Source organism: Sphingobium terrigena, assembly GCF_003591655.1.
Classification (GTDB): domain Bacteria; phylum Pseudomonadota; class Alphaproteobacteria; order Sphingomonadales; family Sphingomonadaceae; genus Sphingobium; species Sphingobium terrigena.
In genome coordinates this window covers 223,447-249,626 of sequence record NZ_QVRA01000004.1, presented here as the reverse complement: position 1 = coordinate 249,626, position 26,180 = coordinate 223,447, and the positions used below count along the sequence as shown (strand labels likewise).

General features: G+C 64.0%; 21 protein-coding genes. 16 read left to right on the top strand and 5 right to left on the bottom strand.

Features of this window, described 5'->3' with window-relative positions:
- From xdhA to D0Z70_RS06485, 7 genes are read left to right on the top strand one after another with little or no spacing between them, the layout of a single operon-like run.
- Nucleotides 1-1,428: a xanthine dehydrogenase small subunit gene (gene xdhA / locus D0Z70_RS06515; RefSeq protein ID WP_119744627.1), complete on the top strand. Its 1,428-nt coding sequence runs from the start codon at nucleotides 1-3 to the stop codon at nucleotides 1,426-1,428.
- Nucleotides 1,421-3,730, top strand: coding sequence for a xanthine dehydrogenase molybdopterin binding subunit (gene xdhB, locus D0Z70_RS06510; protein WP_119744626.1), 2,310 nt, complete (start codon nucleotides 1,421-1,423; stop codon nucleotides 3,728-3,730). Before xdhA ends, xdhB begins: the two co-directional genes overlap by 8 nt.
- Nucleotides 3,727-4,647, top strand: coding sequence for a xanthine dehydrogenase accessory protein XdhC (gene xdhC / locus D0Z70_RS06505; protein ID WP_119744625.1), 921 nt, complete (start codon nucleotides 3,727-3,729; stop codon nucleotides 4,645-4,647). The genes xdhB and xdhC overlap by 4 nt, the downstream gene beginning before the upstream one ends.
- A complete protein-coding gene (guaD, locus tag D0Z70_RS06500; RefSeq protein WP_119744624.1) occupies nucleotides 4,644-5,939 on the top strand; it encodes a guanine deaminase in 1,296 nt (431 codons plus the stop codon). Before xdhC ends, guaD begins: the two co-directional genes overlap by 4 nt.
- A complete protein-coding gene (locus D0Z70_RS06495; protein ID WP_119744623.1) occupies nucleotides 5,936-6,940 on the top strand; it encodes an adenosine deaminase in 1,005 nt (334 codons plus the stop codon). Before guaD ends, D0Z70_RS06495 begins: the two co-directional genes overlap by 4 nt.
- The gene (locus D0Z70_RS06490) at nucleotides 6,937-8,034 is read left to right on the top strand and encodes a nucleoside hydrolase (RefSeq protein WP_119744622.1); all 1,098 of its coding nucleotides are present in this window, start codon (nucleotides 6,937-6,939) and stop codon (nucleotides 8,032-8,034) included. The genes D0Z70_RS06495 and D0Z70_RS06490 overlap by 4 nt, the downstream gene beginning before the upstream one ends.
- 39 nt (nucleotides 8,035-8,073) lie before the next feature.
- Nucleotides 8,074-8,769 carry an HAD family hydrolase gene (locus tag D0Z70_RS06485; RefSeq protein WP_119744621.1) on the top strand — a complete coding sequence of 232 codons (696 nt, stop codon included), beginning with the start codon at nucleotides 8,074-8,076 and terminating at the stop codon, nucleotides 8,767-8,769.
- Here D0Z70_RS06485 and D0Z70_RS06480 read toward each other — a convergent pair.
- The 3 genes from D0Z70_RS06480 to D0Z70_RS06470 all read right to left on the bottom strand — a co-directional run bounded on the left by D0Z70_RS06480 (nucleotide 8,766) and on the right by D0Z70_RS06470 (nucleotide 10,889).
- Nucleotides 8,766-9,344 (bottom strand): LOG family protein, encoded by a 579-nt coding sequence (locus D0Z70_RS06480; RefSeq protein WP_119744620.1) that lies wholly within the window; start codon nucleotides 9,342-9,344, stop codon nucleotides 8,766-8,768. The two genes, D0Z70_RS06485 and D0Z70_RS06480, sit on opposite strands and share 4 nt — an antisense overlap.
- Nucleotides 9,344-9,874, bottom strand: coding sequence for a phosphoribosyltransferase (locus D0Z70_RS06475; RefSeq protein ID WP_119744619.1), 531 nt, complete (start codon nucleotides 9,872-9,874; stop codon nucleotides 9,344-9,346). Before D0Z70_RS06475 ends, D0Z70_RS06480 begins: the two co-directional genes overlap by 1 nt.
- Nucleotides 9,875-9,953: 79 nt before the next feature.
- The gene (locus D0Z70_RS06470) at nucleotides 9,954-10,889 is read right to left on the bottom strand and encodes a LysR family transcriptional regulator (protein ID WP_119744618.1); all 936 of its coding nucleotides are present in this window, start codon (nucleotides 10,887-10,889) and stop codon (nucleotides 9,954-9,956) included.
- 318 nt (nucleotides 10,890-11,207) lie between these two features.
- Here D0Z70_RS06470 and D0Z70_RS06465 point away from each other — a divergent pair, with 318 nt between their 5' ends.
- The 4 genes from D0Z70_RS06465 (at nucleotide 11,208) to D0Z70_RS06450 (ending at nucleotide 17,561) form a co-directional block, all read left to right on the top strand.
- Entirely contained in the window at nucleotides 11,208-13,679 is a 2,472-nt protein-coding gene (locus D0Z70_RS06465) for a TonB-dependent siderophore receptor (RefSeq protein ID WP_119744617.1), read from the top strand.
- Nucleotides 13,680-13,742: 63 nt separating this feature from the next.
- A complete protein-coding gene (locus tag D0Z70_RS06460) occupies nucleotides 13,743-14,843 on the top strand; it encodes a purine nucleoside permease (RefSeq protein WP_119744616.1) in 1,101 nt (366 codons plus the stop codon).
- A gap of 1 nt (nucleotide 14,844) precedes the next feature.
- Nucleotides 14,845-16,206 (top strand): 8-oxoguanine deaminase, encoded by a 1,362-nt coding sequence (locus tag D0Z70_RS06455; RefSeq protein ID WP_119744615.1) that lies wholly within the window; start codon nucleotides 14,845-14,847, stop codon nucleotides 16,204-16,206.
- Nucleotides 16,206-17,561 (top strand): uracil-xanthine permease family protein, encoded by a 1,356-nt coding sequence (locus tag D0Z70_RS06450; RefSeq protein WP_119744614.1) that lies wholly within the window; start codon nucleotides 16,206-16,208, stop codon nucleotides 17,559-17,561. The genes D0Z70_RS06455 and D0Z70_RS06450 overlap by 1 nt, the downstream gene beginning before the upstream one ends.
- On the opposite strand, the gene D0Z70_RS06445 is transcribed toward D0Z70_RS06450, so the two are convergent.
- Nucleotides 17,533-19,047, bottom strand: coding sequence for an adenosine deaminase family protein (locus D0Z70_RS06445; RefSeq protein ID WP_119744613.1), 1,515 nt, complete (start codon nucleotides 19,045-19,047; stop codon nucleotides 17,533-17,535). The genes D0Z70_RS06450 and D0Z70_RS06445 overlap by 29 nt on opposite strands.
- 285 nt (nucleotides 19,048-19,332) lie before the next feature.
- Here D0Z70_RS06445 and D0Z70_RS06440 point away from each other — a divergent pair, with 285 nt between their 5' ends.
- From D0Z70_RS06440 to D0Z70_RS06420, 5 genes are read left to right on the top strand one after another with little or no spacing between them, the layout of a single operon-like run.
- Nucleotides 19,333-21,765, top strand: a complete 2,433-nt coding sequence (locus D0Z70_RS06440; RefSeq protein WP_239018835.1) for a DUF1592 domain-containing protein — start codon at nucleotides 19,333-19,335, stop codon at nucleotides 21,763-21,765.
- A gap of 10 nt (nucleotides 21,766-21,775) precedes the next feature.
- Nucleotides 21,776-23,116: a DUF1552 domain-containing protein gene (locus D0Z70_RS06435; RefSeq protein ID WP_119744612.1), complete on the top strand. Its 1,341-nt coding sequence runs from the start codon at nucleotides 21,776-21,778 to the stop codon at nucleotides 23,114-23,116.
- A complete protein-coding gene (locus tag D0Z70_RS06430) occupies nucleotides 23,109-24,476 on the top strand; it encodes an ankyrin repeat domain-containing protein (RefSeq protein WP_239018834.1) in 1,368 nt (455 codons plus the stop codon). The genes D0Z70_RS06435 and D0Z70_RS06430 overlap by 8 nt, the downstream gene beginning before the upstream one ends.
- A gap of 28 nt (nucleotides 24,477-24,504) precedes the next feature.
- Nucleotides 24,505-25,002, top strand: coding sequence for a c-type cytochrome (locus D0Z70_RS06425; RefSeq protein WP_119744611.1), 498 nt, complete (start codon nucleotides 24,505-24,507; stop codon nucleotides 25,000-25,002).
- Between the two features lie 11 nt (nucleotides 25,003-25,013).
- A complete protein-coding gene (locus tag D0Z70_RS06420; protein ID WP_239018833.1) occupies nucleotides 25,014-25,685 on the top strand; it encodes a cytochrome b/b6 domain-containing protein in 672 nt (223 codons plus the stop codon).
- A gap of 14 nt (nucleotides 25,686-25,699) precedes the next feature.
- On the opposite strand, the gene D0Z70_RS06415 is transcribed toward D0Z70_RS06420, so the two are convergent.
- A complete protein-coding gene (locus D0Z70_RS06415) occupies nucleotides 25,700-26,164 on the bottom strand; it encodes an Lrp/AsnC family transcriptional regulator (RefSeq protein ID WP_119744610.1) in 465 nt (154 codons plus the stop codon).
- Nucleotides 26,165-26,180 lie beyond the last annotated feature (16 nt).

The following is a 26,180-nucleotide window of genomic DNA, read 5'->3' as shown; positions in this document are numbered from 1 at the left end:
ATGAGCGTGCATTTCCTGCTGGACGGCGATCTGGTCGAGATCGCCAATGTCGATCCCACCGCCACCCTGCTCGACCATCTGCGCTACACCATGCGCCGCACCGGCACCAAGGAGGGTTGTGCTGAGGGGGATTGCGGTGCCTGCACCGTGCTGGTCGGCGATCTGGAAGGCGACACTATCCAATGGCGCGCGGTCAATGCCTGTATCCTGTTCCTGCCGATGCTGGATGGCCGCGCGCTGCTGACGGTCGAAAGCCTGGCCCCTGACGGCGCGCTCAACCCGCTTCAGGCCTGCATGGCCGCCAATGGCAGTTCGCAATGCGGCTTCTGCACCCCCGGCTTCGTCATGTCGCTTTATGGCCGCTGCGTCGGGGCCAGCGGCCATGACCTGCCGGTCGCCGATGTGCTGGCGGGCAATTTGTGCCGCTGCACCGGCTATGGCCCGATATTGGCGGCGGGCGATGCCACCGGCCCGCTGGAACGTGACGATTCAGCGACCGTCGCTGTGCTCAAAGCCTTGCGAGACAAGCCCGCTGCGTCCGGCCACCATGGCGACCGCCGCTGGTTTGCGCCGCGTAGCAGCGCCGCACTGGCCGACCTGCTCGCCGACTATCGCGACGCGCGCATGGTCGCGGGTGCCACCGATGTCGGACTGTGGGTGACGAAGGGGCTGCGCAGCATCGACACGCTTATCTTCCTGGGCGACATCGCCGAATTGCAGGCGATCGATGAAAGTCCCGCAGGCGTCCGACTGGGTGCAGGCGTGCGCTATGCCGATGCCCATGCCGCCTTTGCGCGCCTTCACCCCGATCTTGGCGAACTCACCCGCCGGATCGGCGGGTTGCAGGTCCGCAATGCCGGGACGGTCGGCGGCAATATCGCCAATGGATCGCCGATCGGCGACGGCCCGCCTGCCTTCATCGCCCTGGGCGCAGAACTGACGCTGCGCAGCCGGGACGGTCGGCGGACGATGACGCTGGAGGACTATTTCCTCGACTATGGCAAACAGGACCGCCGTCCCTGGGAATTTGTCGAAAGCCTCTGGATTCCCCGTCCCGGTCCCGATGCCATCATCCATATCGCCAAATTGTCCCGCCGCTTCGACAGCGACATTTCGGCGGTGTGCGGTGCCATTCACCTGACCGTGGATGAAGGCATGATCAGCGCCGCGCGGATCGCTTTCGGCGGCATGGCGGCCACGCCGCGTCGCGCACCACTGTGCGAAGCCGCGCTGGTCGGCCAGCCATTCACGCTGGCCACGATGGAGCAGGCCGCTGCCGCCCTGCGCGCCGACTATGCCCCACTCAGCGACGTCCGCGGCTCCGCTGCCTACCGGCTCGACGCTGCCGCCAACCTGCTGCTGCGCCTGTGGCACCGGGAGCAGGGGCAGGCCGTGTCGGTCCTCAGTCTGGACGCGGTCCATGGCTGATCGCGATCCCGCCTGGCGCGTGCTGCCCAAACCATCGCACCCGCATGACAGCGCGCCGCTCCATGTCACCGGCGCGGCCCGCTATGCCGATGACGGGCCGGAACCGGCCGACATGCTCCATTTGGCCTTTGGCCAAAGCGCCCATGCCCATGCCCGCATCCTGTCCATGGACCTGTCCGCCGTCCGCGCCGCGGAAGGGGTGGTGCAGGTCTTTACCGCCGCCGACATTCCCGGCGCGAACGATGTCAGTCCTGTCGCGGGCGACGACCGGTTGCTGGCCGATGGCGAAGTGATCTGCGTCGGACAAGCCATCTTCCTGGTCGCCGCCACCAGCCAGCGCGCCGCGCGCAAGGCCGCGCGCCTCGCCAAGATCGACTATGAGCCGCTGCCCGCCTGTCTGACGATCGAGGCGGCACAGGCGGCCAATTCGCTGATCGAACCGACCCAGCGCATGGCGCGCGGCGATGCCGACGCCGCGCTGGCGAACGCCCCCCATAGCCTGACCGGCAGTTTCGACATGGGCGGGCAGGATCATTTCTATCTGGAGGGGCAGGTCGCGCTCGCTACGCCCGGCGAAGATGGCCAGATCCATCTGCTCTGTTCCACCCAACATCCCAGCGAAGTCCAGCATCTGGTCGCCCATATGCTCCACCGCAATTCCGCCGACGTGACGGTGGAGGTGCGGCGCATGGGCGGCGCCTTTGGTGGCAAGGAGACGCAGGCCGCCCTGTTCGCCGCCGCGGCCGCGCTGGTGGCGGACAAGACTGGCCGCCCCGCCAAATTCCGTTGCGACCGCGACGATGACATGGTCATGACCGGCAAGCGCCATGCGTTCCGGGTGGGTTATGATGTCGGCTTCGACGCGCAGGGCCATGTCCTTGCGCTCCGCCTGCGCCTGGCTTCGCGCTGTGGTGCGACGGTCGATCTATCCCCGGCGATCAACGACCGGGCGATGTTCCATGCCGACAATTGCTACTGGCTGCCCGATGTCGAAATCGTCTCGGAACGGCTGAAAACCAACACTGTGTCCGACACTGCCTTCCGCGGCTTTGGCGGGCCGCAGGGGATGCTGGCGATCGAGCGCATCATGGACGATGTCGCCGCGCATCTGGGCCATGATCCGCTGGCGGTCCGCTGCATCAATCTCTACGGCCCCGGTCGCGATGTCGCCCCCTATGGCATGACGATCGCCGACAATATCGCGCCGCAGCTCATAGCCCGGCTGCGCACCGACGCTCGCTACGACGCCCGCAGCGCCGCCATCGCCGCGTTCAATGCCGCCAGCCCGATCATCAAGAAAGGCATCGCGCTCACGCCGGTCAAGTTCGGGATCAGCTTCACCACCACCCATTTGAACCAGGCTGGTGCTCTGGTGCTGGTCTATGCCGACGGGTCGATCCAGATCAACCATGGCGGCACGGAAATGGGGCAGGGGCTGTATATCAAGGTGGCGCAGGTTGTCGCGGACGTGTTCGCCGTGCCGATCGACCGGGTGCGGATCACCGCCACCCGCACCGACAAGGTGCCCAATACATCGGCCACCGCCGCCTCGTCCGGCGCCGACCTCAATGGCATGGCCGCGTACAACGCCGCGATGACGATCCGCGACCGCCTCACCGCCTTCCTCGCCCGCACCTTCGGCTGTGCCGATACCGACGTCCACTTCACCCCGGAAGGCGTCATCGCCGGGACCGAACGCCTGACCTTCGCCCAACTGTGCCGCAAGGCGCATATCGGCCGCATCTCGCTTGCCGCCACCGGCTTTTATGCGACGCCGGGCATCGCCTATGACCGCGCCGCGCATCAGGGGCGGCCCTTCTATTATTTCGCCTATGGTGCGGCAGTGTCCGAAGTCGCAATCGACACACTGACCGGCGAGCATAAGGTGCTGGCCGTCGATATCCTCCACGATGTCGGCCGCTGGCTCAATCGCCAGATCGACATCGGCCAGATCGAGGGTGGCTTCATCCAAGGGCAGGGATGGCTGACGACCGAAGAACTGATCTTCGATGATCAGGGCCGCCTGCTGACCCATTCGCCCGCCACCTATAAAATCCCGACCGCGTCGGATCGCCCGGCCCATATGACGATCAGTCTGTGGGATGGCGAGAATGTCGAACCGACCATCAACCGGTCCAAGGCAGTTGGCGAACCGCCCTTCATGCTCGCCATCTCGGTATTCTCCGCGCTGACCCGCGCCGTTGCGGCGGTCGCGCCGGACGTGCGCGCGCTGCCCCGCCTCGACGCCCCCGCCACCCCCGAACGCATATTGCGCGCGGTGAGCGAGCATCGCGCGCGATGAGCGAGTGGCTGGGCTGGCTGCGGCGCGTGGCAGGCAAGACACCAAGCGCCCTGATCAGCATCTTGGCGAGCGAAGGCTCCGCGCCGCGCGGGGCGGGGACGCGGATGCTCGTTACCGGCGAAGCGCTTTATGGCACGATCGGCGGCGGTCAGCTGGAATATCGCGCGGTCGAGCAGGCCCGCGCCATCCTCGCGCTGCCGCCCGGCCATTGGCGGGTGCAGGATTATCCGCTGGGACCATTGCTGGGCCAATGTTGCGGCGGGCGGGTAAGGCTGTTGATCGAACATCTTGACCCCTCCGCCATGGACTGGCTGACGGAGGCCACGGACGAACGCATCCTTGTCTCCACTTTCCAGCCTGACTGGGTGGACCGGCATGTCAGCGACTATACCCTGCCGTCCAGCCTGTCGGCGCGCGGCGATCGCCCGCGCGCGGGCGACAGTCTGGCGGAGATTATCGGTCAGCAGCGCCGACCACTCTATCTGTTCGGCGCTGGCCATGTCGGGCAGGCGATCGCGCGCCATGCCGCCAATCTGCCCTTTCGCCTCTCCTGGTTCGACACCCGCCCGGTGTTCGAGACGATCGAGGGCGTTGCGGTCGTGCCGGAAGCCGCGATCGAGCAATGCGTCGCCGACGCGCCCGATGACGCCGCCATCCTCATCCTGACCCATGACCATGGCCTTGACTATCGCCTGACTCACGCGGCGCTCAGCCGCTCCCCCTGCGCCTATATCGGCCTGATCGGCTCCGCTACCAAGGGTGCACGTTTCCATGCGCGGCTGACGCGCGACGGCATCGATACGGAGGCGCGCGCACGGCTGACCTCGCCGATCGGCGTGCAGGGCGTCACCGGCAAGGAACCCGATGTCATCGCCATCGCCGTACTGGCCCAACTGCTGCAATTGAGGACAGCATGATCATCCGGGGCTTTCGCGGCGAACTCCTGTCGGTATCGCGCGATCCGCATCATCATCCCGACGCTATCCGCCACGAACCAGATGGGTTATTGGTGGTGGAGGATGGCATCATTATCGCGCGGGGCGATTATCAGACGCTGGCACCCCGTTATCCCGGCCTCGCGATCGATCATCTTTCCGGCCTGATCGTCCCCGGCTTCATCGACGCCCATGTCCATTATGCGCAGATGGACCATATCGCCTCGCACGGTGAACAATTGCTGGACTGGCTCGATCGCCATATTTTCCCGGCTGAAAAGGCCTTTGCCGACCGTACCCATGCCGACCGGACGGCGAACCTGTTTCTGGACGAACTATTGCGCAACGGCACGACCAGCGCGCTCGTCTTTCCGACTGTCCATGCCCATTCGGTCGACGCCCTGTTCGATGCCGCGCTGGACCGGAACATGCGCATCCTGTCAGGCAAGATATTGATGGATCTGGGACCAGAGGGACTGGCCGACACCGTCGATAGCGCCCGCGATGAGAGCGACGCCTTGATCCGCCGCTGGCGCGGGCGCGGCCGGCTTGGCTATGCGGTAACGCCGCGCTTCGCATTGACCTCATCGGACGCCCAGTTGCAGGTCGCGGGTGCCTTGCTGGCCGATCATCCCGATGTGCTGCTGCACACCCATCTGGCCGAAAATCTGCGCGAATGTGCCGCCGTGGCTGATCGCTTTCCGACCGCGCACGACTATCTCGACGTCTATGACCGCTTTGGTCTGGTCGGCGACCGGTCGGTTTTCGCCCATGGCGTCCACCTGTCCGACCGCGCCTGCACCCGTCTGGCGGAGAGCGGCGCGGGGATTGCCATCTGCCCCAGTTCCAACCTTTTTCTGGGGTCGGGTTTCTTCGATTTTGGGCAGGCGGACGCCCATGGCGTGCGCATCGGCCTTGGCACCGATGTCGGCGCGGGAACATCCTTCTCGCTGCTCCACACGGCGGGCCTCGCCTATCAGGCCGCCCTGTCGCGCCATTATCCGCTCGATCCCTTCCGCGCGCTTTATCTGGCGACGGCAGGCAGCGCGGTCCTGCTCCACATTGACGACCGGGTCGGCGGTCTGGAGCCGGGGCAGGAGGCTGATTTCGTCCAGCTCGACTATGCCGCCACCCCGCTGCTGGCGCGCCGCACGGCCAATGCCACGCTTGCAGACCGTCTTTTCGCGCTGCAAATCCTGGGCGACGACCGCGTCATTGCGCGGACCTACATCATGGGCCAATGCGCCTGGGACCGACAAGGCATAGCATCATGACCGATCTCGACAGCTTCATCCGCGCCCTGCCCAAGGCCGAACTTCATCTGCATATCGAAGGCAGCCTGGAGCCGGAACTGATGTTCGCGCTTGCCAAGCGCAACGGCGTGGCCATCCCCTATGCCAGCGTGGAGGATGTCCGTGCCGCTTATGCGTTCGGCAACTTACAGGATTTTCTCGACATTTATTATGCCGGGGCGGACGTGCTGCGCACCAGCCAAGATTTCCATGATCTGGCCGCCGCCTATTTTGATCGCGCGGCGGCGGACGGCGTGGTCCATGCCGAACTCATGTTCGATCCGCAGACCCATACCGATCGCGGCATCCCCTTCGCCACCGTCATCGAAGGGCTGCTCTCCGCTTGTGGAGACGCGCAGGCGCGCCACGGCATCAGCAGCGCCCTCATCCTCTCCTTCCTGCGCCATCTGAGCGAAGAGGCGGCATTTGCGACGCTGGCTGCCGCAGACCCCTGGCTCGACCGGATCGCCGCCGTCGGCCTCGATTCCTCCGAAAATGGCCACCCGCCGGAAAAATTCGCCCGCGTTTTCGCCGCCGCCGCCGCCAAAGGCCTGCGCCTGACCGCCCATGCCGGCGAGGAAGGCCCGCCCGCCTATGTCTATGAAGCGCTCGACCTGCTCCATGTCGACCGGATCGACCATGGCAACCGCGCGCTGGAGGAGGATGCACTGGTCGACCGGCTGGTGCGCGAAGGCATGACGCTCACCGTCTGCCCGCTCTCCAACCTCAAACTGTGCGTCGTCCACGATCTGGCGGATCATCCGATCGACCGGATGCTGGAGCTTGGCCTGCGCGCGACGATCAATTCCGATGATCCCGCTTATTTTGGCGGCTATATCGCCGACAATTATCGCGCGGCGGCGGCGGCACGCGGCCTTAGCAGAGCGCAAATCGTCCAGCTTGCCCGCAACAGCTTCACCGGCTCCTTCCTGCCACCCGATGCCATCGCCGCCCATCTTGAACGACTGGACGCCTGTCTATGAGGCTGCTTGCCACTTTCCTCGCGCTGCTCCTGACCATCGGCCTCGCCCATGCCGACACGCCCAAACGCAAGGTCATTATCGATGATGAGGGCTTTGCGCTGATGCACCTCATGCTGCTGGAGGCGCCCGACGTCGATGTGCTGGGCATCACCACCGTGTCGGGCAATGTCTGGGCCAATCGCGCCACCGCCACGGCGCTGCGCGGGCTGGAGATCGCCCACCGCACCGACGTGCCGGTCGTGCAGGGCGCGACCTATCCGCTGCTCAATTCCGAAAGCCTGACCGACCGCTGGGAAAGCCTTTATGGCAAGCTGACATGGAAGGGCGCGTGGATGAAGCAGTGGGTCGAACCGACCCAGCAAAGCACGCCACCCTATTTCGGCCCGGACGATCCGGTAAACCTGCCCGAAGGCAATCCGACGACCAGGGCGCGTGACGAGATTGCCGCCAATTTCCTGATCCGCATGGTCCGCCAATATCCCGGCGAAGTGACGATCATCGCCGCCGGGCCGCTCACCAATCTCGCGCTTGCCCAGCGGCTCGATCCTGCCTTTGCCAGCCTGGCGAAGGAGCTTGTCTATATGGGCGGCTCGCTCAATCCCCGGCAGATGCTCGACAATCGCGCTGCTGCTGATTTCGCCCGCGAATTTGTCAACACGCCCCGCCGCGAATTCAACATTCGCTTCGATCCCGAAGCCGCCAGCATCGTCGCGCGCAGCCCGTGGAAGGCGATCACCGTGGTCCCGGTCGATCCCTCCACCGGCACCCAGCGCAGCCGCTCGCTGCTTGACCGCATGGCAAAATCCGCCAGCCCCGACCTCGCCCGCTTCATCGCCGCGATGGAACCCGGCTTCCCGCTATGGGACGAGATTGCGGCCGGCGTCTGGCTCGACCCGACGCTAGTGACTGATCAACAGACCCTCTATGTCGACTATAACAGCCAGTTCGGCCCCGGCTATGGCGACATGCTCTCCTGGTTCGCCCCCTATCGCCCCGGCCTTGGCGAACAGTCCGCTACCGTCATCCGCACGATCGACGCCCCCCGGCTGGAGGCGCTGATGGTCCGCCTGATGGCGCACAGTGTGAAAAAATGACGATCGCCAGCCCGACCGCCAAACGCTAGGATAAGCGCCATGACGATCAAGCTCATCTGCCTCGATGCCGACGACACGCTCTGGCATAATATGCGCCATTTCAACGCGACCGAGGAAGCGCTGGTGGCGATGCTCCAGCCCTTTGCCGACGCCCATATCGCCCGCGATACGCTCAACGCCTGCGAAGGACGCAATCTCAAACTTTATGGCTATGGGGCCAAGGGGTTCACCCTCTCGATGATCGAGACGGCAGCCGAACTGGCCGGGGATCAAATCTCCAAAACGATGATCGAGGAGATTTTGGCCGCCGGACGCGCGCTGCTGGCGCATCCGGTTGACCTGTTCGACGATGTTGCCGACACGCTCGATGCTCTCGCCCACCGGGGACGGCTTGTGCTGGTGACCAAGGGCGACTTGCTGCACCAGGAATCGAAACTTGCAGCCTCTGGCCTCGGCGACCTGTTCAGCGGCATCGAAATCGTCAGCGACAAGACCGAAAACACCTTCCGCCGCGTGTTCAGCCAATATGGCGTCGCTGCCGACGAGGCGATCATGGCGGGCGACTCGATGCGATCGGACATCCGCCCCGCGCTGGAGGCGGGGGCCTGGGCCGCCTATATCCCGCAGGAAGGGGCCTGGGTCCATGAAATCGCGGACACCCCGTCGGACCATGTCCGCTTCCGCCAGATCGATCGCCTTGCCGAGCTGCCGGACCTCATCGACACGATCGGTTAGACATCCCCGTCGCCCAGCCAATGCTCGGTCTGCGGCGGCAGATATTGCGCCATGCGGTCCAGCAATATGTCCGGGTCATTGTCGATCAGCAGCATCGCCCGGTGCCGGGGCTGGAGGAAGCCCTCCGCGACCACCGAATCGATGAATGTCGACATCGGCGTATAGAAGCCGTTGACGTTGAGCAGCCCGCACGGCTTTTCATGATAGCCCAGCTGCGACCAGCACCAGGCCTCGAAAATCTCCTCCAGCGTGCCGATGCCGCCGGGCAGGCACAGGAAGCCGTCGGCAAACTTGGCCATCATCGCCTTGCGTTCATGCATCGTCTTGACGACATGCAGCTGCGTGATGCCCGGATGGTCATGCTCGCGCGCCCGCAGCGCTTCGGGAATGACGCCGATCACCTCGCCGCCCGCCGCGCAGACAGTATCGGCAATTACGCCCATCAGCCCGACCGTGCCGCCGCCATAGACCAGGCCAATGCCGCGCTCGGCCAGCAGCGTGCCGACCCGTTCGGCCGCTTCACGATAGACAGGCGAGTTGCCGGGCGAGGAACCGAGATAGACACAGATCCGCATCAGGCCAGCCGCTCAGGCACGGACAGCGCTTCTTCGACGATCGTGCCTTTGGCGCCGACCGCTTCCCAGGGGAACACGAACCAGCGCTTATCCTCGTCCCGGTCGATCATCTCCGCCCAATAATCCACCGTCACGCGCGACCGGCTGTTGGTGATGATGACGGCAAAGCGCAGATTATCGCCATTGCAGCCATTATCCGCCAACAACCGCCGCACATAGTCGATCGTGCCGCCACTGTCGTTGATGTCGTCCACGAACAGCAGCCGCTGGCCCGCTGCACTCTTGGCCGCGACTTTGGCCAGCAGCTCGTCGGCAAAGCCGGGCACCTTGGAACTATGGTCGATCGAGAGCATTGGCAGCTCTGTCTGGTGCGAGATATAGACCGCCGGCACCAGCCCGCCGCGCCCGATGCCGATGATGAAATCGGGCGTCCAGTCGCCCTGTTCAACCTGCCGCGCCAGCATTTGCACATTGGCGACAAAGGCGTCGTTGGAGATATAATGGAGCTGAGGCTCGGCAGTTTGGCTCATGGCAGGGGGGTCCGTTGACGGTCAGGAAAGACTGTCCGTTATCGGGTCTGCACGCATTGGGCAATCGGCACAAAGGCGCTCATGCGACGGCGGGACCATCGATCGATATCGGATAGCTCAATTGCGGGAAGCCATTTTCGATTTCCTGCAAGGCAATGCCCGCCGCATAGGATGGCGTGCGCGCCGATGCGGTGCAGAGCGCCAGCGTCATCGGCCGCAAGATCGGGTCGGAAATCTTGGTGAAGGACAGCAGGCCGCGCCGCACCTCGGTAATGACGTCTAGCGACGTCAGCACGCCGATGCCCACGCCCTGCATGACGAGCGATGTGATCATCTGGATATTATCCGACGATACGGCCCGGTCGATCACCACGCCGGTCGTCCCTTCCAGCACCGAAATCTGCTCGTAAACCGCCAGCGGTTCGGCGGGCACGATCAGCCTGGACCCCACGCAACTGGAAAAGCGCGCCTCCCTTTTACTGCCAAGCGGATGACCGGTCGGCGTGACGAAGCCCAGCACGACCTCGACAAAGGACCGCACCGCCAGGTCGCGCACCGTTTGCGGCTCGAAGAAGATGCCGAAATCCACCTCGCCGCGCACCGTCGCCAGCCGCGCGGCATCATTTTCCAGCACCCGCACGCCAATGGTGATGCCGGGATATTTGCTCTGGAGCGCCTGGATCGCGGCGGGGACATAGCCTTTGGCCAAAGCATCAATGACGGCAATATCGACATGCCCGCGTTTTAAGCCCCGCAGATCCTCTATCTGCGCCCGGACATCGGCCATATTCTTTTGCCATTTGCTGCCAGCGGCCATCATGATCTCGCCCGCCGCCGTCAGCCGCAGCCCAGTCGGTAGCCGCTCGAACAGCGGCATCCCCAGATTGGCCTCGACATTCAAAATCTGCCGATCGATCGCGGAGGCTGACACGTTCAGCTCATCGGCTGCCCGCCGGATCGACCCCAATCGGCCTACTGCTATGAAATAGCGCAAGAAACGTGAAAGTGCCGGCATACCCACCCTATTTTTTGCAACACTGCGTCGAATTCATTGCATTTGATCGCACCACGTCAAGCCCCTAGTTGCAATGCACACCACATCGTCTGCCGACGATTGGCGGGAACCATGGCTGTGCGTGCTGCAACGCACCGTTGCAAAAGGGCGACGCCACAGGTCCCGTCCGGCCGCGGCACAAGCCTGTCGTGAAGACATATATGGCTGGAATTTCTCAATGAAATCCAGCCGCCGATCAAAAAGGGAGAGGAACAGGGAGCTTTAACAGCAGGGCGATCAATATGTGCCGCCCTGTTTCAAATGGGGGGTATCTTATTCATGGCGAACATTCATCGACTGCACGACACAGCGCCGCATCAGGACCGTCGCGGTCGGCCTTTTGGCATGATGGCCGCCGGCCTGTTGGCCTGCACCGCATTGACGACGCCTGTTTGGGCGCAGGATGGTGCCCCTGTCGATGCACCTGCTCCGGGCGATGAAATCATCGTGACCGGTGCGCTCAACGCGCTGCCGGACAAGGATGTCGGGTCGATCTTCGGTTTTGCCAAGACGCTGGTGGAAACGCCCCGTTCGGCCTCCACCATCAGCAGCGAACAGATTGAGCGCTTTGGCATCACCGACATCTACGATCTGGTCGCCCAGGCACCCGGCACCTTCACCAACAGCTTCTTTGGCGTCGGCGGCGCGCTCGACATTCGCGGCACCCCTGGCGAAGTCTATTTCCGTGGTATGCGACGCCTCGACAATCCGGGCAATTACCCCACGCCGATCGGTGCGTCGGAACGGATCGACATCGTCCGCGGTCCGGCCTCGCCCATCTATGGCCCGTCCAAGACTGGCGGTTACATGAACTTCGTGCCGAAATCGGCGCGGGTGAAGGACGGGTCGCTGCTCACCGGGCCGGAAGGCGAAATCAGCTACACCGGCGGCAGTTGGGAACGCAACGTCATCAAGGCGAGCGTGCGCGGCCCGGCCAAGATTGGATCGCAGGAATTCGGCTACAGCGTCTATGCCGAGATTGAGGATAGCGGCAGCTATTATGACAATATGTCGACCAAGCAGACCATCCTGCAGGCCGCGTTCGACACCGACGTCACCGACACGCTGCGCATCGAATTTGGCGGCCAGTATCAGAAGTTCATCGGCCAGCAGAATGGCGGCTGGAACCGCCTGACCCAGGATTTGGTCGACAACGGCACCTATATCACTGGGTCGGCCCAGCCGCTCGATACCAGCGGCGATGGGCAGATTTCCCAGGGGGAGATCAACGCGGTCATCCCCGGCGGCTTCTCCATCTTCGGTGGTTTTGGCTGTGGTAACTTCTCGGCCTTTGCGACCGCCTTCACCGACGCCTGCTTCACGTCCTCCTATCCCGCGCTGGCACTGACCAATGTTGGTACGACCAAATTGAGCCGCAGGAAGGTGCTCACCGGCAAGGACGACACGCTCGAAAACCGCGGCACCGCGCTCTATTTCGATACGATCTTCACGCCCGACAGCGGCCTGGAGATCAAGAACCAGGCCTTTTACGACAGCTATGAAAATCTCAACGAGAACAGCTACGGCTTCTCGCAATTCCACAACAGCTGGGTGTTTGAGGACAAGATCGTCGTTTCCAAGACGTTCGACAGCAGCGCGGGCAAGTTCGCCTTCCAGGTGTCACCGTCCTTCCGCTACACCAAGTTCGAACATGCCGACGATTTCAACTATGAATATTTCCACCGCGTTGACCTGAGCCAGGGCTATGATGCGCGATCGAACCGTTTGCTGTCTACCGAATGCGACTGCGATTATACCAGCTATGTGAAGGGTCATTACAGCGACATCGCGCTCGCGGGTCTGGCTGATCTCGATTTCAGTTTCGGCCTCAACCTGCTGCTCGGCGCGCGTTACGACCATGTGAAGGTTGACGTCACCAATATCGGCAGCAAGATGGAAACCGCGCCCGCCATCAGTTCGGCGCAGGAAAGCAAGGGCGGCTTCTCCTGGTCGGCCAGCGCTTCCTACAAGCTGCCGTTCGGCCTCATCCCCTATGTGACGGCTGCCAAGCAATCGACGATCATCGCCGGCCAGGGCGCGGAAATTCTGGTCGAGGATGCGGTCGCCGGGACTTTCATCTCCGCCTCTAAACTCTATGAAGGTGGCATCAAGGGCAGCTTCTTCAACAATAAGCTCTACGCTGCCTTGTCGGTTTACAAGCAGAAGCGGACGGACTTCAACGCACAGGCGATCGTCACCAACCAGTCGGTCGAGACCAAGGGCATGGAGGCGGAATTCCGCTGGTCGGTCAATGATCATCTGCTGCTGACCGGTGCTTATACCCACACCAACGTCTACAATCTGACAGCGCTCAACAGCGGTGTGCTGTTCAGCTTCTTCGGCATTGAGGATCTGGTCAACGTCACCAACCAGTCGCTGCATCTGGGCGGTCAGCCGATCGGCCTGGTGCCGATCCCCGACAAGAATGCGTCGAAGCGCGCGGGTATCCCGGAGGATATGATCTCGCTGACCGGGACCTATTCCTTCGACAATGGCATCGCGCTCAGTGGCAGCCTGGTCAATGTCAAGTCGGTCTTTTCGGGTCAGAGCCAGGCGGTCAAGCTGCCCGGCTACACGGTGGTGGATCTGGGCGCATCGTTCGAAACCGGCAACTGGCTGTTCCGCCTTGTCGTCAAAAATGCGACCAATGAAAAATATTTCCGCGCCAACTTCACCGAATTGTTCGGCAGCACCATCGTCCTGCCCGAACGGCCGCGCAGCTTCCAGGCGACGGTATCGTATAAATTCTGATGTCTGTGGAGGGCGCCGGGCGACCGGTGCCCTCCATTCTTGATCGGTTATAAGGGACGTCCCATGCGCCTCCTGTCTTATGTCGCGACACTGGCGAGTGCGACCCTGCTTTTGACGGCCCCAGTCGCGGCCAGTGCCGCGCCGCTGTCAGGTGTCGAGGACTGCCTGCCCGGCAAGGCCTGTGCCCATCCGCTCCCCGTCCGTGTCGTCATCGTGTCGCTGTTTGAAATCGGCGAGGATAGCGGCGACAAACCCGGCGAATTCCAGCTGTGGAAGGAAAGGCGGCATCTTGATACCCGCATCCCTTTCCCCCAGTCCCATCACGACCTCTATTATGATCCCAAGACCCAGATATTGGGCATGGTCACGGGCATGGGTAATATCAAATCGGCCACCGCGACCATGGCGCTGGGTCTCGATCAGCGGTTCGACCTGTCCCACGCCTATTGGCTGGTCGCGGGCATTGCGGGGATCGACCCGCAGGATGCGTCGATCGGATCAGCCGCCTGGGCGCGCTATCTGGTCGATGGCGACCTGGCCCATGAAATCGACGCGCGGGAAATCCCGGCCGACTGGAAGAGCGGCTATTTCGCGCTCCACAGCAAAGGCCCCAATGATCCCAGCCCACCGGTCGGGCAGGGCGAGATATTCGAGATCAACCCCGCGCTGCGCGACTGGGCCTTCAATCTGACCAAGGACATGGTCCTGCCCGACGATCCGTCGATCCAGAAGGAAAGGGCGCGCTTCACCAACCACCCCATGGCGCAGCGTCCCCCCTTCGTCCTGAAGGGCGATCAGCTTGCGGCAATGACCTTCTGGCATGGCGCGCGGATGACTGACTGGGCCAATGACTGGGTGAAATATTGGACGCAGGGGAAGGGCGAATTCGTCACCTCCGCCATGGAGGAAACCGGCATCTATCAATCGATCACCTATCTCGACAAGATCGGCAAGGTGGACAAGCAACGCTTCATGGTGCTGCGCGCGGGCAGCAATTTCACCATGCCGCCACCGGGCGACACTGCCGCCCATTATCTGCTGACCGAAAATGAAGGCTATGCCGGCATGAACGCCGCGCTCGAAAGCCTCTATCTGGTCGGGTCAAAGGTGGTGGATGAACTGATCGGCCATTGGGACCGCTACGAAAAGACCGTGCCGCAATAGCATGGCGCTGACCGTCATCCGCAACGCCGACGTCCTTGTCTGCATGGACGATCCCCGGCGGGAGATTGCCGACGGGGCCGTGGCTTTTCAGGATGGCGTCATCGTCGCGGTAGGGACGACAGCGGAACTGACCTCGTGGCTGGCGGAGGCTGATGAGTTGGTGGACGCGGGTGGCTGCGTTATCACTCCCGGCCTCGTCAATACCCACCATCATCTCTACCAGTCGCTGACCCGTGCGCTGCCCGGCGCTATCAACGCCTCGCTGTTCGACTGGCTGAAACGCCTCTACCCCATCTGGTCGCACTATCGCCCGGAGGACGTGTTTGCGGCCACCCAGTTGGGCCTTGCGGAACTCGCTTTTTCAGGCTGCACGCTCACCTCTGACCATCTCTATCTCTTCCCCAACGGCGTGACGCTGGACGACACCATCGCCGCCGCGCAGGGCATCGGCATCCGCTTCCACCCCACCCGCGGCGCGATGAGCGTGGGGGAAAGCGATGGCGGCCTGCCGCCCGATAGTTTGGTCGAGGATGAGCGTGCTATCCTCAACGACACGATCCGCGTGATCGACCGGTTCCATGACGCAGGGGAGGGGGCGATGGTCCGCGTCGGCGTCGCGCCCTGTTCGCCCTTTTCGGTCAGCCAAGGCTTGATGCGCGACGCCGCTTTGCTCGCCCGCGACAAGGGGGTGATGCTGCACACCCATCTCGCTGAGGATGCTGACGACGTCGCCTTCTCGCTCGAACGCTTTGGATGCCGCCCCGGCGATTATGCCGAAAGTCTGGGCTGGGTCGGCCCCGACGTTTGGCACGCCCATTGTGTCCAGCTCGACGCCCGCGAAATCGCCCTGTTCGCGCGGACCGGCACCGGCGTCGCCCATTGCCCCTGTTCCAATTGCCGCCTTGGTTCCGGTATTGCCCCGCTCAAAGCGATGTTCGAACAGGGTGTGCCGCTCGGCCTTGGCGTCGATGGCTCCGCCTCCAGCGACAGCGGCAATTTGCTGCTGGAAGCGCGGCAGGCAATGCTGCTCCAGCGCGCGATCGGCGGCCCGGCCGCCTTCGATCCGCGCGATGCGCTGTACATCGCTACCCGTGGCGGCGCAGAAATGCTGGGCCGCCACGATTGCGGTCAGATCGCACCGGGCAAGCGCGCCGACATCGTCCTGTGGGACATTGTGAACGTCGCCTCCATGGGCGCGTGGGACAAGGTCGCAGGCCTGATCCTCAGCCCGCCCACGGGCGCGCGCGATATGTTCGTCGAAGGGCGCGCGGTGGTGCGCGACGGCCAACTGGTCCAGGCCGACCGCGCCACCATCCTGCAAGCTGCCGACCGCTCGCTCACCCGCCTGATGAGTCTGGCCTGATGACTCCCATTACAGCAGATCAGGCGCGCGATCCCGATCATTTCCCCGGCCTCGCCGTGGCAATTCCCCTGGGCGTCCAGCATGTGCTGGCGATGTTCGTCAGCAATCTGACCCCGGCGATCATCGTGGCGGGCGCAGCCGGTTTCGGCTTCGGATCGGCCGATCCCACTCCCATGATTTACATGATCCAGATGGCCATGCTGTTCGCGGGCATCGCCACGCTGATGCAGACGATCGGTATCGGACCGGTCGGCGCACGTCTGCCGATCGTGCAGGGGACCAGCTTCGCCTTCCTGCCGGTGATGATCCCGATCGTCGCGGGGCAGGGGGTGGCGGCGATGGCGCAACTGACCACCGCCGCCATTATCGGCGGCCTGTTCCACGCCTGTGTCAGCAGCTGCATCGGCCGTATCCGCTTCGCCCTGCCGCCGATGGTCACGGGGCTGGTCGTGCTGATGATCGGCCTGTCGCTGATGCGCGTCGGGGTGCAATATGCCGCCGGTGGCGTCGCGGCGCAGGGAACGCCCGCCTATGGCGCGGGGAGCAGCTGGATGCTGGCGGGCATCGTCGTGGTCGTGACTTTGGGCCTCAGCTTCTACGGGCGCGGGCTGTGGTCGACCGCTTCGGTGCTGCTGGGCCTGCTGGCAGGCTATGCTGTGGCCGCGGCGATGGGGCGGGTGTCACTCGCCCCGGTCGCAACGGCGGGCTGGGTGATGGTCCCGCAACCCTTCCATTTCGGCTTTGCAGTCTCGCTTCCAGCCATATTGGGCTTCTGCCTGATGGGCTTCATCTCCGCAATCGAATCGATAGGCGCGGTATCGGCCATTTGCGAAGGGGGCGCCGGACGCCCGGCCACGAACCGCGAACTGATCGGCGCGACCAGCGCGGACGGGCTTGGCACCGCGCTGGCGGGCATGTTCGGGGCGATGCCCAACACGTCCTTCAGCCAGAATGTCGGCCTGATCGCTATCACCGGTATCATGAGCCGCCATATCGTGACGATCGGCGCGCTGTTCCTGATCCTGTGCGGCTTCGCGCCCAAGATCGGCGCGCTGATCACCACCATCCCGATCGAGATTTTGGGCGGTGGCGTGATCGTGATGTTCGGCATGGTCGCATCGGCAGCGCTCTCGATCCTGTCGGGCGTGGAATGGACTCAGCGCAACATGCTGATCTTCGGCGTCGCGCTGTCGATCGGCATCGGGCTGGAACTGGAGCCGGACGCGGTATCGCACCTGCCGCAAACGCTGCGCATCATCCTGACATCGGGTGTCCTGCCCGCCGCACTGGTGGCGGTGATCCTGAATCTTGCCGTCCCCGACCGGCTCAGCGCGGGATCGCTTCAAACGCCGTAAGATCGCGCTCCAGCCGCGCCTGAGCCGCAGCTTTGACATTTTTCGCCAGCCAGGCGCCGCATCCTGGCGCATCCATCGCCGCGCACGCCGCGACCCGCGCGCCGCCGGGCTTGTCGTGCCACAGGCTGTCGCCGGGCAGGAAGCTATAATGCAGCCCGTTGCGCACAATCTGCTTCAAATCCATGTAGCGCAGCCCCTGTTCGGTCACTGCGCGCAGATATTCGTTGGTCATGTCGCTGCGTGACACGCCTTCATCGTCGGTCGACAGCACCACCGGTACGCCCGCCTCGCGATAGAGCGAGAGCGGATGATCGCTGCCCTTCACCCCCAATATGACGGCGTTGCTGGTCAGGTTGATCTCTACCGCCACCTGATCGCGCGCCATCCGCGCCAGCAGCGACGGTGCGTCGCTCTCATAGGCGATGTCGATGCCATGGCCGATCCGCCGCGCGCCCGCGACCTCCACGGCGCTACGAATGTGAAAGGCCAGATCGCGCGATGGCACCAGCCCCAGCGTCAATTCACCCGCATGGAGCGACAGTTGCACCTTGGGATGCCGCGCTTTCAGGAAGGCAATCATCTGCATGTGCAGCGCATAGTCACGCACCGCGACGGGATCATGCTCTGGCGCGGCGATGTTGACGCCGACAAAGCGCGGATCAGCCTCGACCAGGGCAAAGCCGAACGCCAGCTGCGCGAACACCTGCGCTGGTGGGCTGGTGCGGATCGCGGTGTAAAGATAGCGCATCGCCACGTCACAGGCTGGCTTGGCACTCGCCGTCCCGCACCTGTCGATCGCCGCACCCTGCGCATCATAGCCGTCATAATCGGCCTTCGCGCTGGCGACTGCGTCCGGCAGCAACGGCACGATCTTCGCGTATAGCGCGGCCAAATCGCTGGCGTCGGCATCGGCCATCTTCATGCCCAGCATCCAGCCAGCCCGCGCCCCGCTGCCCAGTTCGACATAGGAGACATGATCAGCCGCCGCCTGCTGCCGGGTCAGCGCCATCGCTTCGCCGACATGGCGGCTATAGGCCGGGCCGAACGCATCGAAGGTCGCGAAGAAACGGTCATAGCCCGACACTTCCGGGTCACCCACGCCCGCCTCGAAACCGCGCGTGGAAAAGGCGTCGATCGCGCGCGAATAATGGGAATAGGCCTTCTCCAGCCCCGCCGCCGCTATGCGCCCCGGCGCGGTACAGGGCGGCTCGACGATATGATGATTGTCGGTCCTGATGCACAGCCCGTCCGCCGCCGCCCAGCGCAGATAATCCTCCGCGAAATTGGCGCCGCCCGCATGATTGTGCAGGTTGCCACCCTTGGGCATCGCTTGCAGGAAGATGCGCAGCCGCGGACTGCTGCCGGCGATCTTGTCCAGATAGGCGGCCGTGCGCGCTTCATTGGATAAGGGGGCAGCGGGCGTCCGCGCCATGATCGGCCCGGCACTTACCATCAGCCCCACCAATAATACAGCCACCCGCGTCATAAATATCCCCCGTTTCGCGGCCCTTCTGGCGACGACACCTGCAATGTTCAATGACGATATTGCGGACGTCCCGTTGCCAAAATCAGTGCGGCTCTGTCCACCGGGGTAGCCTAATTTTGCGATCCCTCCGTCCCGTTAACGGCAATGGACGCAACGCCCAAAGCCCAATAGGGCCGCGCTCATATCCAATTTGCGCGGACGGACGGCGGACGATGAGCCGCCAAGCGTTCTGTCAGGTTGAAGGGGGCGGCGCGCAGCCGTCTGCGGGACATGGGATCATAGTGAATGGGCCTGAACTGGCATCCGACATTGCCCAGTTGCATATTGGCGTTCAGCGCGCTGGTCGCCACGGCATCGGTTCTGGCGCGGCCTGACGATGTGCCGCAACTGCCCGCCGTTGCGGCCGTAACCGCGCCGGACGCGGCCCCCGCGATCCTGGGCGACTATTGTTCGCGCTGCCACAATGACAACGATAAGATCGCCAACCTGTCGCTCGACGATGTCCGCAATGGCGACCTGTTTCACGGCAAGAATATGGAGATTTGGGAGAAGGTGCTGCGCCGCACCCGCCAGGGCGAAATGCCGCCGCTCAACAAGCCGCAGCCAACGCCGGCCGCCAGAGCCGCCTTCGTCCAGTGGCTGGAAAAGGGGCTGGACAGCTATGCCGCCCAGCATCCCGATCCCGGTCGCGCCACTATCCGGCGCTTGAACCGCGTCGAATATGCCAATGCCGTGCGCGATCTGCTGGCGCTCAAGGTCGATGTCAGCCGCGAATTGCCGCAGGATAATTCGGGCTATGGCTTCGACAACATCGCCGATGTCCTCAGCGTCTCACCAACACTGATGGACCGTTATATCGCGGTCGCGGGAAAGGTCGGCCGCATGGCGACGGGCCTGACGTCCCGCCGTGAATTTGTGACCTCCTACGAAGTGCCCAAGGACGGATCAGTCATGAATGCCGGTCGCCCCGCCTATAATGAGCGCGCAAGCGACGACCTGCCTCTCGGCTCGCGCGGCGGCGGAGCCTTCACTTATTATGCCCGCTACGACGCGACTTATGAAATCAGCGGCTGGCTGAACGCCAACACCAATAATGAAACCGACCGGCAGAAGGAGGATAAGGTCAGCGTTCGCGTGCCGTTGAAAGCCGGGGCGCATGTCATCGGCCTGTCCTTCCGCCGCCAGATCGCGCCAGACGAAAGCATCCAGACGCTGCGCAACGATCTCGACAAGGTGCCGGTGCCGACCGCCGCGCCGGTGATGCTGCCAATGGACGTTTCGGTCGATGGCGTGCGCGTCAAAACGGTCGACGTGCCGTCCTACCGCATGTCGCCGCGCTATTCGCAGCAGAATTACCCGCGCGACGTCCTCCAGATTGACGTGGCCGGACCATTTTCGCCCAAGGGCGTCGGCAGAACGCCCAGCCGCGACCGCATTTTCCTGTGCAAGCCCGCCCGCGCCACCGCCGAAACCGCCTGCGCCCGGCAGATCGTGGCATCGCTCGCCCGCCGGGCCTATCGGCGTCCGGTGACCGACAGCGACCTGACCCCGCTGATGCGCGTTTATGCGACCGAACGCGCCCAGTCCGATTTCGAACATGGGGTCGAGGCGGCGGTGGAGGCGATCCTGGTGTCGCCCCACTTCCTGTTCCTGGTCGAACAGGATCCGGCGGGCAGCAAGCCGGGCGGCGTCCGGCCCCTGACCGATCTTGAACTCGCCTCCCGCCTGTCTTTCTTCCTGTGGAGCAGCATCCCCGACGAAACCCTGCTGCATCTGGCCGAAACCGGCCAGTTGCAGAAGCCCGGTGTCATCGACGCGCAGGTCACGCGGATGCTGGCCGATCCGCGCGCGCAGGCGCTGACGACCAATTTCGCGGGTCAGTGGCTCTATTTGCGCAACTTGGACCAGCAGCGCCCCGACATCACCGTTTTCCCCAAATTCGACACCCGCCTTCGCAGCGCCATGGCGCGTGAGACGGAAATGTTTTTCAGTTACGTTCTGCGGACCAACCGCAGCTTGCTGGATTTCATCGCGGCGAATTATACCTTCCTCAACCAGCGGCTGGCCGACCATTATGGTATCAGCGGCGTCACCGGCACCGCCATGCGCCGCGTCAGCCTGGACCCGGCGTCCAATCGCGGCGGCCTGCTGGGGCAGGCGAGTATCCTGACCGTCACCTCCTATGGCAATCACACGTCCGTCGTGAAGCGGGGCAAGTGGATTCTCGACAATCTGCTCGCCGCATCGCCACCGCCACCACCGCCAGACGTGCCCGCCTTGCAGGAAAAGCATGACGGTCGCCTGCTGACCGCGCGTGAACAGCTGGAACTGCATCGCAAAAGCCCGGCCTGCGCCGCCTGCCATGTGAAGATGGACCCGCTGGGCTTCAGCCTAGAAAATTTCGATGCGATCGGTGCCTTCCGTCAGAAGGATGCGGGCCAGCCCATCGACGTGTCGGCGCGGATGCCTGACGGCACCCAATTTGCCGGGCTTTCCGGGCTGAAACGGATATTGCTGACGCAAAAGGACGAGTTTGCCAGCGCCTTTACCGAGCGGCTGCTGACCTATGCGCTGGCCCGCGGCGTGGATGCGCGCGACATGCCGGCCATCCGCACCATCGGCCGCAGCGCCGCCGCCGACGGCTATCGCATCCAGACCGTCATCAAGGGGATCGTGCATAGCGCGCCCTTCACCCTGCGAAGGACAACCGGTCAATGAGGGGAGCAAGATGATCATCCTGCGCAAACCGCTTAGCCGCCGTACCCTGTTGCGCGGCGCAGGCACGACCATGGCGCTGCCATTTCTGGAAGCGATGATGCCATCGGCCAAAGCCGCCGATGTCGCGGCCCGGCCCAAGCGGCTCCAGATATTCTATTCGCCCAACGGCATGATGATGAACCAGTTTCTGCCGACAACGCAGGGACCGGGTTTCGCATTGCCGCCAACGCTGGAGCCGCTGGCGCCGCACCGCGCGCAGATCAGCGTCATTACCGGCCTTGGCCACCCCAGCGCGGCGGCGATGGGGGATCGTCCCGCCGGCCACGGCCGCTCCTGCCCCGCCTTCATCACCGGTGTCCATGTCAAGCAGACCGAAGGCACCGACATACGCTGCGGCATTTCGGTCGATCAGGCCTATGCCGATCATCTGGGTGACGCGACCCAGCTCAGCTCCCTGGAACTGGGGATCGATCAGGCCAGCCTGCTGGGTAGTTGCGACATCGGCTATAGCTGCGCCTATACCAACGGCATCAGCTGGCGGAACCCCACCGTCCCGCTGCCCGTCACCGCCAATCCGCGCGACGTGTTCGAACGGCTGTTCGGCGATGGCGACGCGCTGGACGCCAAGAGCCGCGTCGCCCAGTTGCGGCGGCAATCGAGCATCCTGGATTTCGTAATGGATGACAGCGCCCGGCTGAGCGGCGCGCTGGGGATGGAGGATCGCCACAAGCTCGACGAATATCTCGAAGCGACCCGCGACATCGAACGGCGCATCCAGCGCGCCATCGCATCGGGCGGCGGCGCGCAGAGCGCCGATCTGGAACGGCCTGCTGGTATCCCCGACAGTTTCGACGCGCATGTGCGCCTGATGATCGACCTTCAGGTGCTGGCGATGCAGGCCGACATCACCCGCATCGGCAGCTTCATGATCGGCCGCGAACTCAGCAACCGCACCTATCCCGAAATCGGCGTGCCGGATTCGCATCATATGCTCAGCCATCATGGCAACAACCCGGAAAAAATGGCCAAGCTGGCCCGGATCAACCGGCATCATATGGAATATTTCGCTTATTATCTGGACCGGATGAAGGCGGTGAAGGACGGCGAAGGATCGCTGCTGGACCGGACTTTGGTGCTGCGCGGATCGGCCTTTGGCGACCCCAATGAGCATGACCATATGGACCTGCCCGTCATTGTCGCGGGCGGACTGGTGCCGGGCGACCGGCATATCGTCGCGCAAAAGGGGACGACCATGTCCAACCTGCTGCTGAGCGCGCTGCATGTGCTGGATGTCCCCGCAACCCGTTTCGGCGACAGCGATGGCCCGTTCAAGGCGCTGACCAGTGCCTGATCGCCTGCGCGCTCTCCTCGCCTTGCTGGTGCTGCTCGCCGGTTGCGGCATGGCGCAGGCGCGCGCGCCGCAGAAGGATGACGGGCTGGCGCGCGCTATCGTAGCCAATGACGTCTTGGCGGTGCAGGCCGCGCTGGCAGATCGGGCCAACCCGAACCAGATATGGGCCTTCGGTGCGACGCCGCTCAGCTGGGCGGTGAATGTCCAAAATCCATCGATCGTCGCTGCGCTGCTGGCCGGCGGCGCAAGCGTCAACAGCGCCGATCAGGATGGCGTAACGCCATTGTCTCTAGCCTGCGAACTGGGCGAGCCGATAATCGTAACACAATTGCTTGATGCGCGCGCCGATGTGCGCGGTGTCCGCGCCGACGGCACGACCCCGCTTGCCATCTGCGCCCGCTATGGTCCTGCCGACGCCGTCGCGCGGATGCTGGCCATGGGCGCGGCCCCGGACCGGATCGACAGTCGCGGCCAGACGCCCCTGATGTGGGCTGCCGCCGCCGGACGGACTGAAGCCATCGCCCTGTTGCTGAAAGCCGGAGCAAACCCCAACCGCGTGTCGAAGGGTGGCTTCACGCCCCTGTTCTTCGCGATCAAGAGCGGCGTGGTTACCGCCACCCAGGCGCTGCTCGCCGCGGGCGCGGACAGCGCCTATCGCGGCCCGGAAAACACAAGCGCGGCGCAGCTTGCGCTTTATCAGAAAAATTACGGCGCAGCCGCCCTGCTGGTGCCGCATGGCGTTGACGTGACGGAGCGGGACCGGACCGGGGAGCAACTGCTCCATGGCGCGGCGGCAGGCGGCGACACGGAACTCATCCGCCTGTTGCTGGCCGAGGGGGCCGATTCCAATGGCCTGACCGGCCCGTCGCGAGTCACCTGGGTAACCGAAGCCAATTTCGGCGTTCCCCCGCCGCCAGTGCCACCCACGCCGCCGCTGCTGATCGCTGCTGCCAACGGCCATAAGGATGCGATGGCGCTGCTGCTGGCCGCGGGGGCCGATCCCCGCTTCGTCGCAGCCGACGGCACCAATGTCCTGCTGGCAGCCGCGCGTGGAGGCAGCGCGGCCACGCTCGACTATGCCCTGTCGCTGGCGCCTGTCGTTGATGTGACAGGACCATATGGCATGACCGCGCTCCACTGGCTGCTCGCCGGTGGCGTGCAGCCGGAGCTGGAAGCGATGCTGCGCATCCTTGCCGCCCATGGCGCGCGCACGGACATTCCCAACAAATTCGGCGCGACTGTCGCCCAGATGGCCGATGGCGGTCTCACGGAAGTGAAGCAGATTTTTCGCACCGTCTTTCCGGACAAGGCATCAGTGAAAATGGCGGGTGCCGCGCCGCAGACCGTTCCAGACCATTGAACAGCCAAAAAGCAGGGTAGATTATCGCATGACCATATCGCCGTCTTTTCGCCGCCCGACGCTCGCGCTGCTGGGATTTTCGCTGATCGGCCTGCCGATGCTGGCGGGACCGTTGACAGCCGCCCCAGCCGCCGCGCCCGCGCCCAAGACGGCGATCGCTGCGCGTCAGGCGGGCTACAAGAAAATGGGCGCAGCCATGAAGGCGCTGAACGACCAGCTCAAGAACGACGCTCCGGCGAAAGCCGCGATGGTCGCTGCGGCCCAGACGATCGCCGCCACCGCGCGCGATCAGTCCCGGCTGTTCCCGGCGGGCAGCGGCCCGACGGCGGGCGTCCCCACCGACGCGCTGCCCAATATCTGGACCGATCGCGCGACCTTTGACGGGCAGATGGCGAAGCTCGTCGCCGAATCCGGCAAGCTGGTCGGCATCGTCAATGGCGGCAATGCCGACGCCATCCGTGCCCAGGCCAAGGCGACCGGCGGCACCTGCGCCGCCTGCCATCGCCAGTTCCGCGCCGACAGCTGAGCGATCCCGCCATGCCGATCGACGCTCCATCCAGACGCTCGCTTGTCTGGGATATCTATATCCGCCTGTTCCACTGGCTGCTCGTCGGCCTGCTGGGCTTTTCCTGGTGGAGCGGCGAACGGCATGAGATGGAATGGCACCGCCTGTCGGGCTACGCTATCCTCTTCCTCCTGATCTTCCGCCTCTATTGGGGCTTTGTGGGCAGCGGGACGGCCCGTTTCGTCCATTTCGTGCGCAGTCCGCGCACGGCCTTCGCCTATCTCCGCAATCTCAGGACGCGCCCGTATCGCGCCACAGCCGGTCATAATCCGGTCGGCGGATGGAGTGTGGTACTGATGCTCGTCAGCCTGATCGCGATGGTGACGGCAGGCCTGTTCGCGGTGGATGTGGACGGTCTGGAATCCGGTCCCCTCGCCGATTATGTCAGCTTCGATCAAGGGCGCGTCGCCGCTGATCTGCACGGCCTGTTGTTCAACCTGCTGCTCGCCCTGGTCGCGCTCCACATCGTCGCGATCCTCTATTATCTGCTGCGTCTGCGCCATAATCTGATCGGCCCGATGATCCATGGCCGCGGCACCATGCCGGTCGAGCAAGCAACGGACCTGCCCGTCGGGTCACCCTGGAAAGCGCTGATCGGCCTGCTGATCGCCGCCGCCTGCACCTGGGCCATCGGCTTCCGCTAAGCCTTGCTTGCCTCTCACCCTTTGCTGCGGCGCGGGCGCAGCGCGTCGCGCATGGCGATGCTGGAATTGATCCGGGTCACGCCGGGCATTCGCGACAATATCTCGCTATGGATACGCTCATAGGAGTCGACGCTGTCCGCCTCCACCCGCAACCAGTAATCGACCGCGCCGGTCATCAGGAAACATTCGCGGATTTCCGGGCATTGCCGCACCGCATGTTCGAAGCGGGCGAGATGATCCTCGGTCTGCCGGTCCAGCGTCACCTGCACCAGCACATTGACCAGCCTGTTGTCGTCCCGCCCGCCTGCCACGACCGTATAGCCGCGAATATAGCCCTCTGCCTCCAATTGGCGGATGCGGCGGTGGCAGGCCGACGGCGACAGGCCGACCTCCGCGGCGATCTCGGCATTGGATCGCCGCGCATTCAGCTTGAGCAGGCGCAGAATCGCGCGATCCATATTGTCGAAGGACATGGCCATATATGCAAATTCCCTG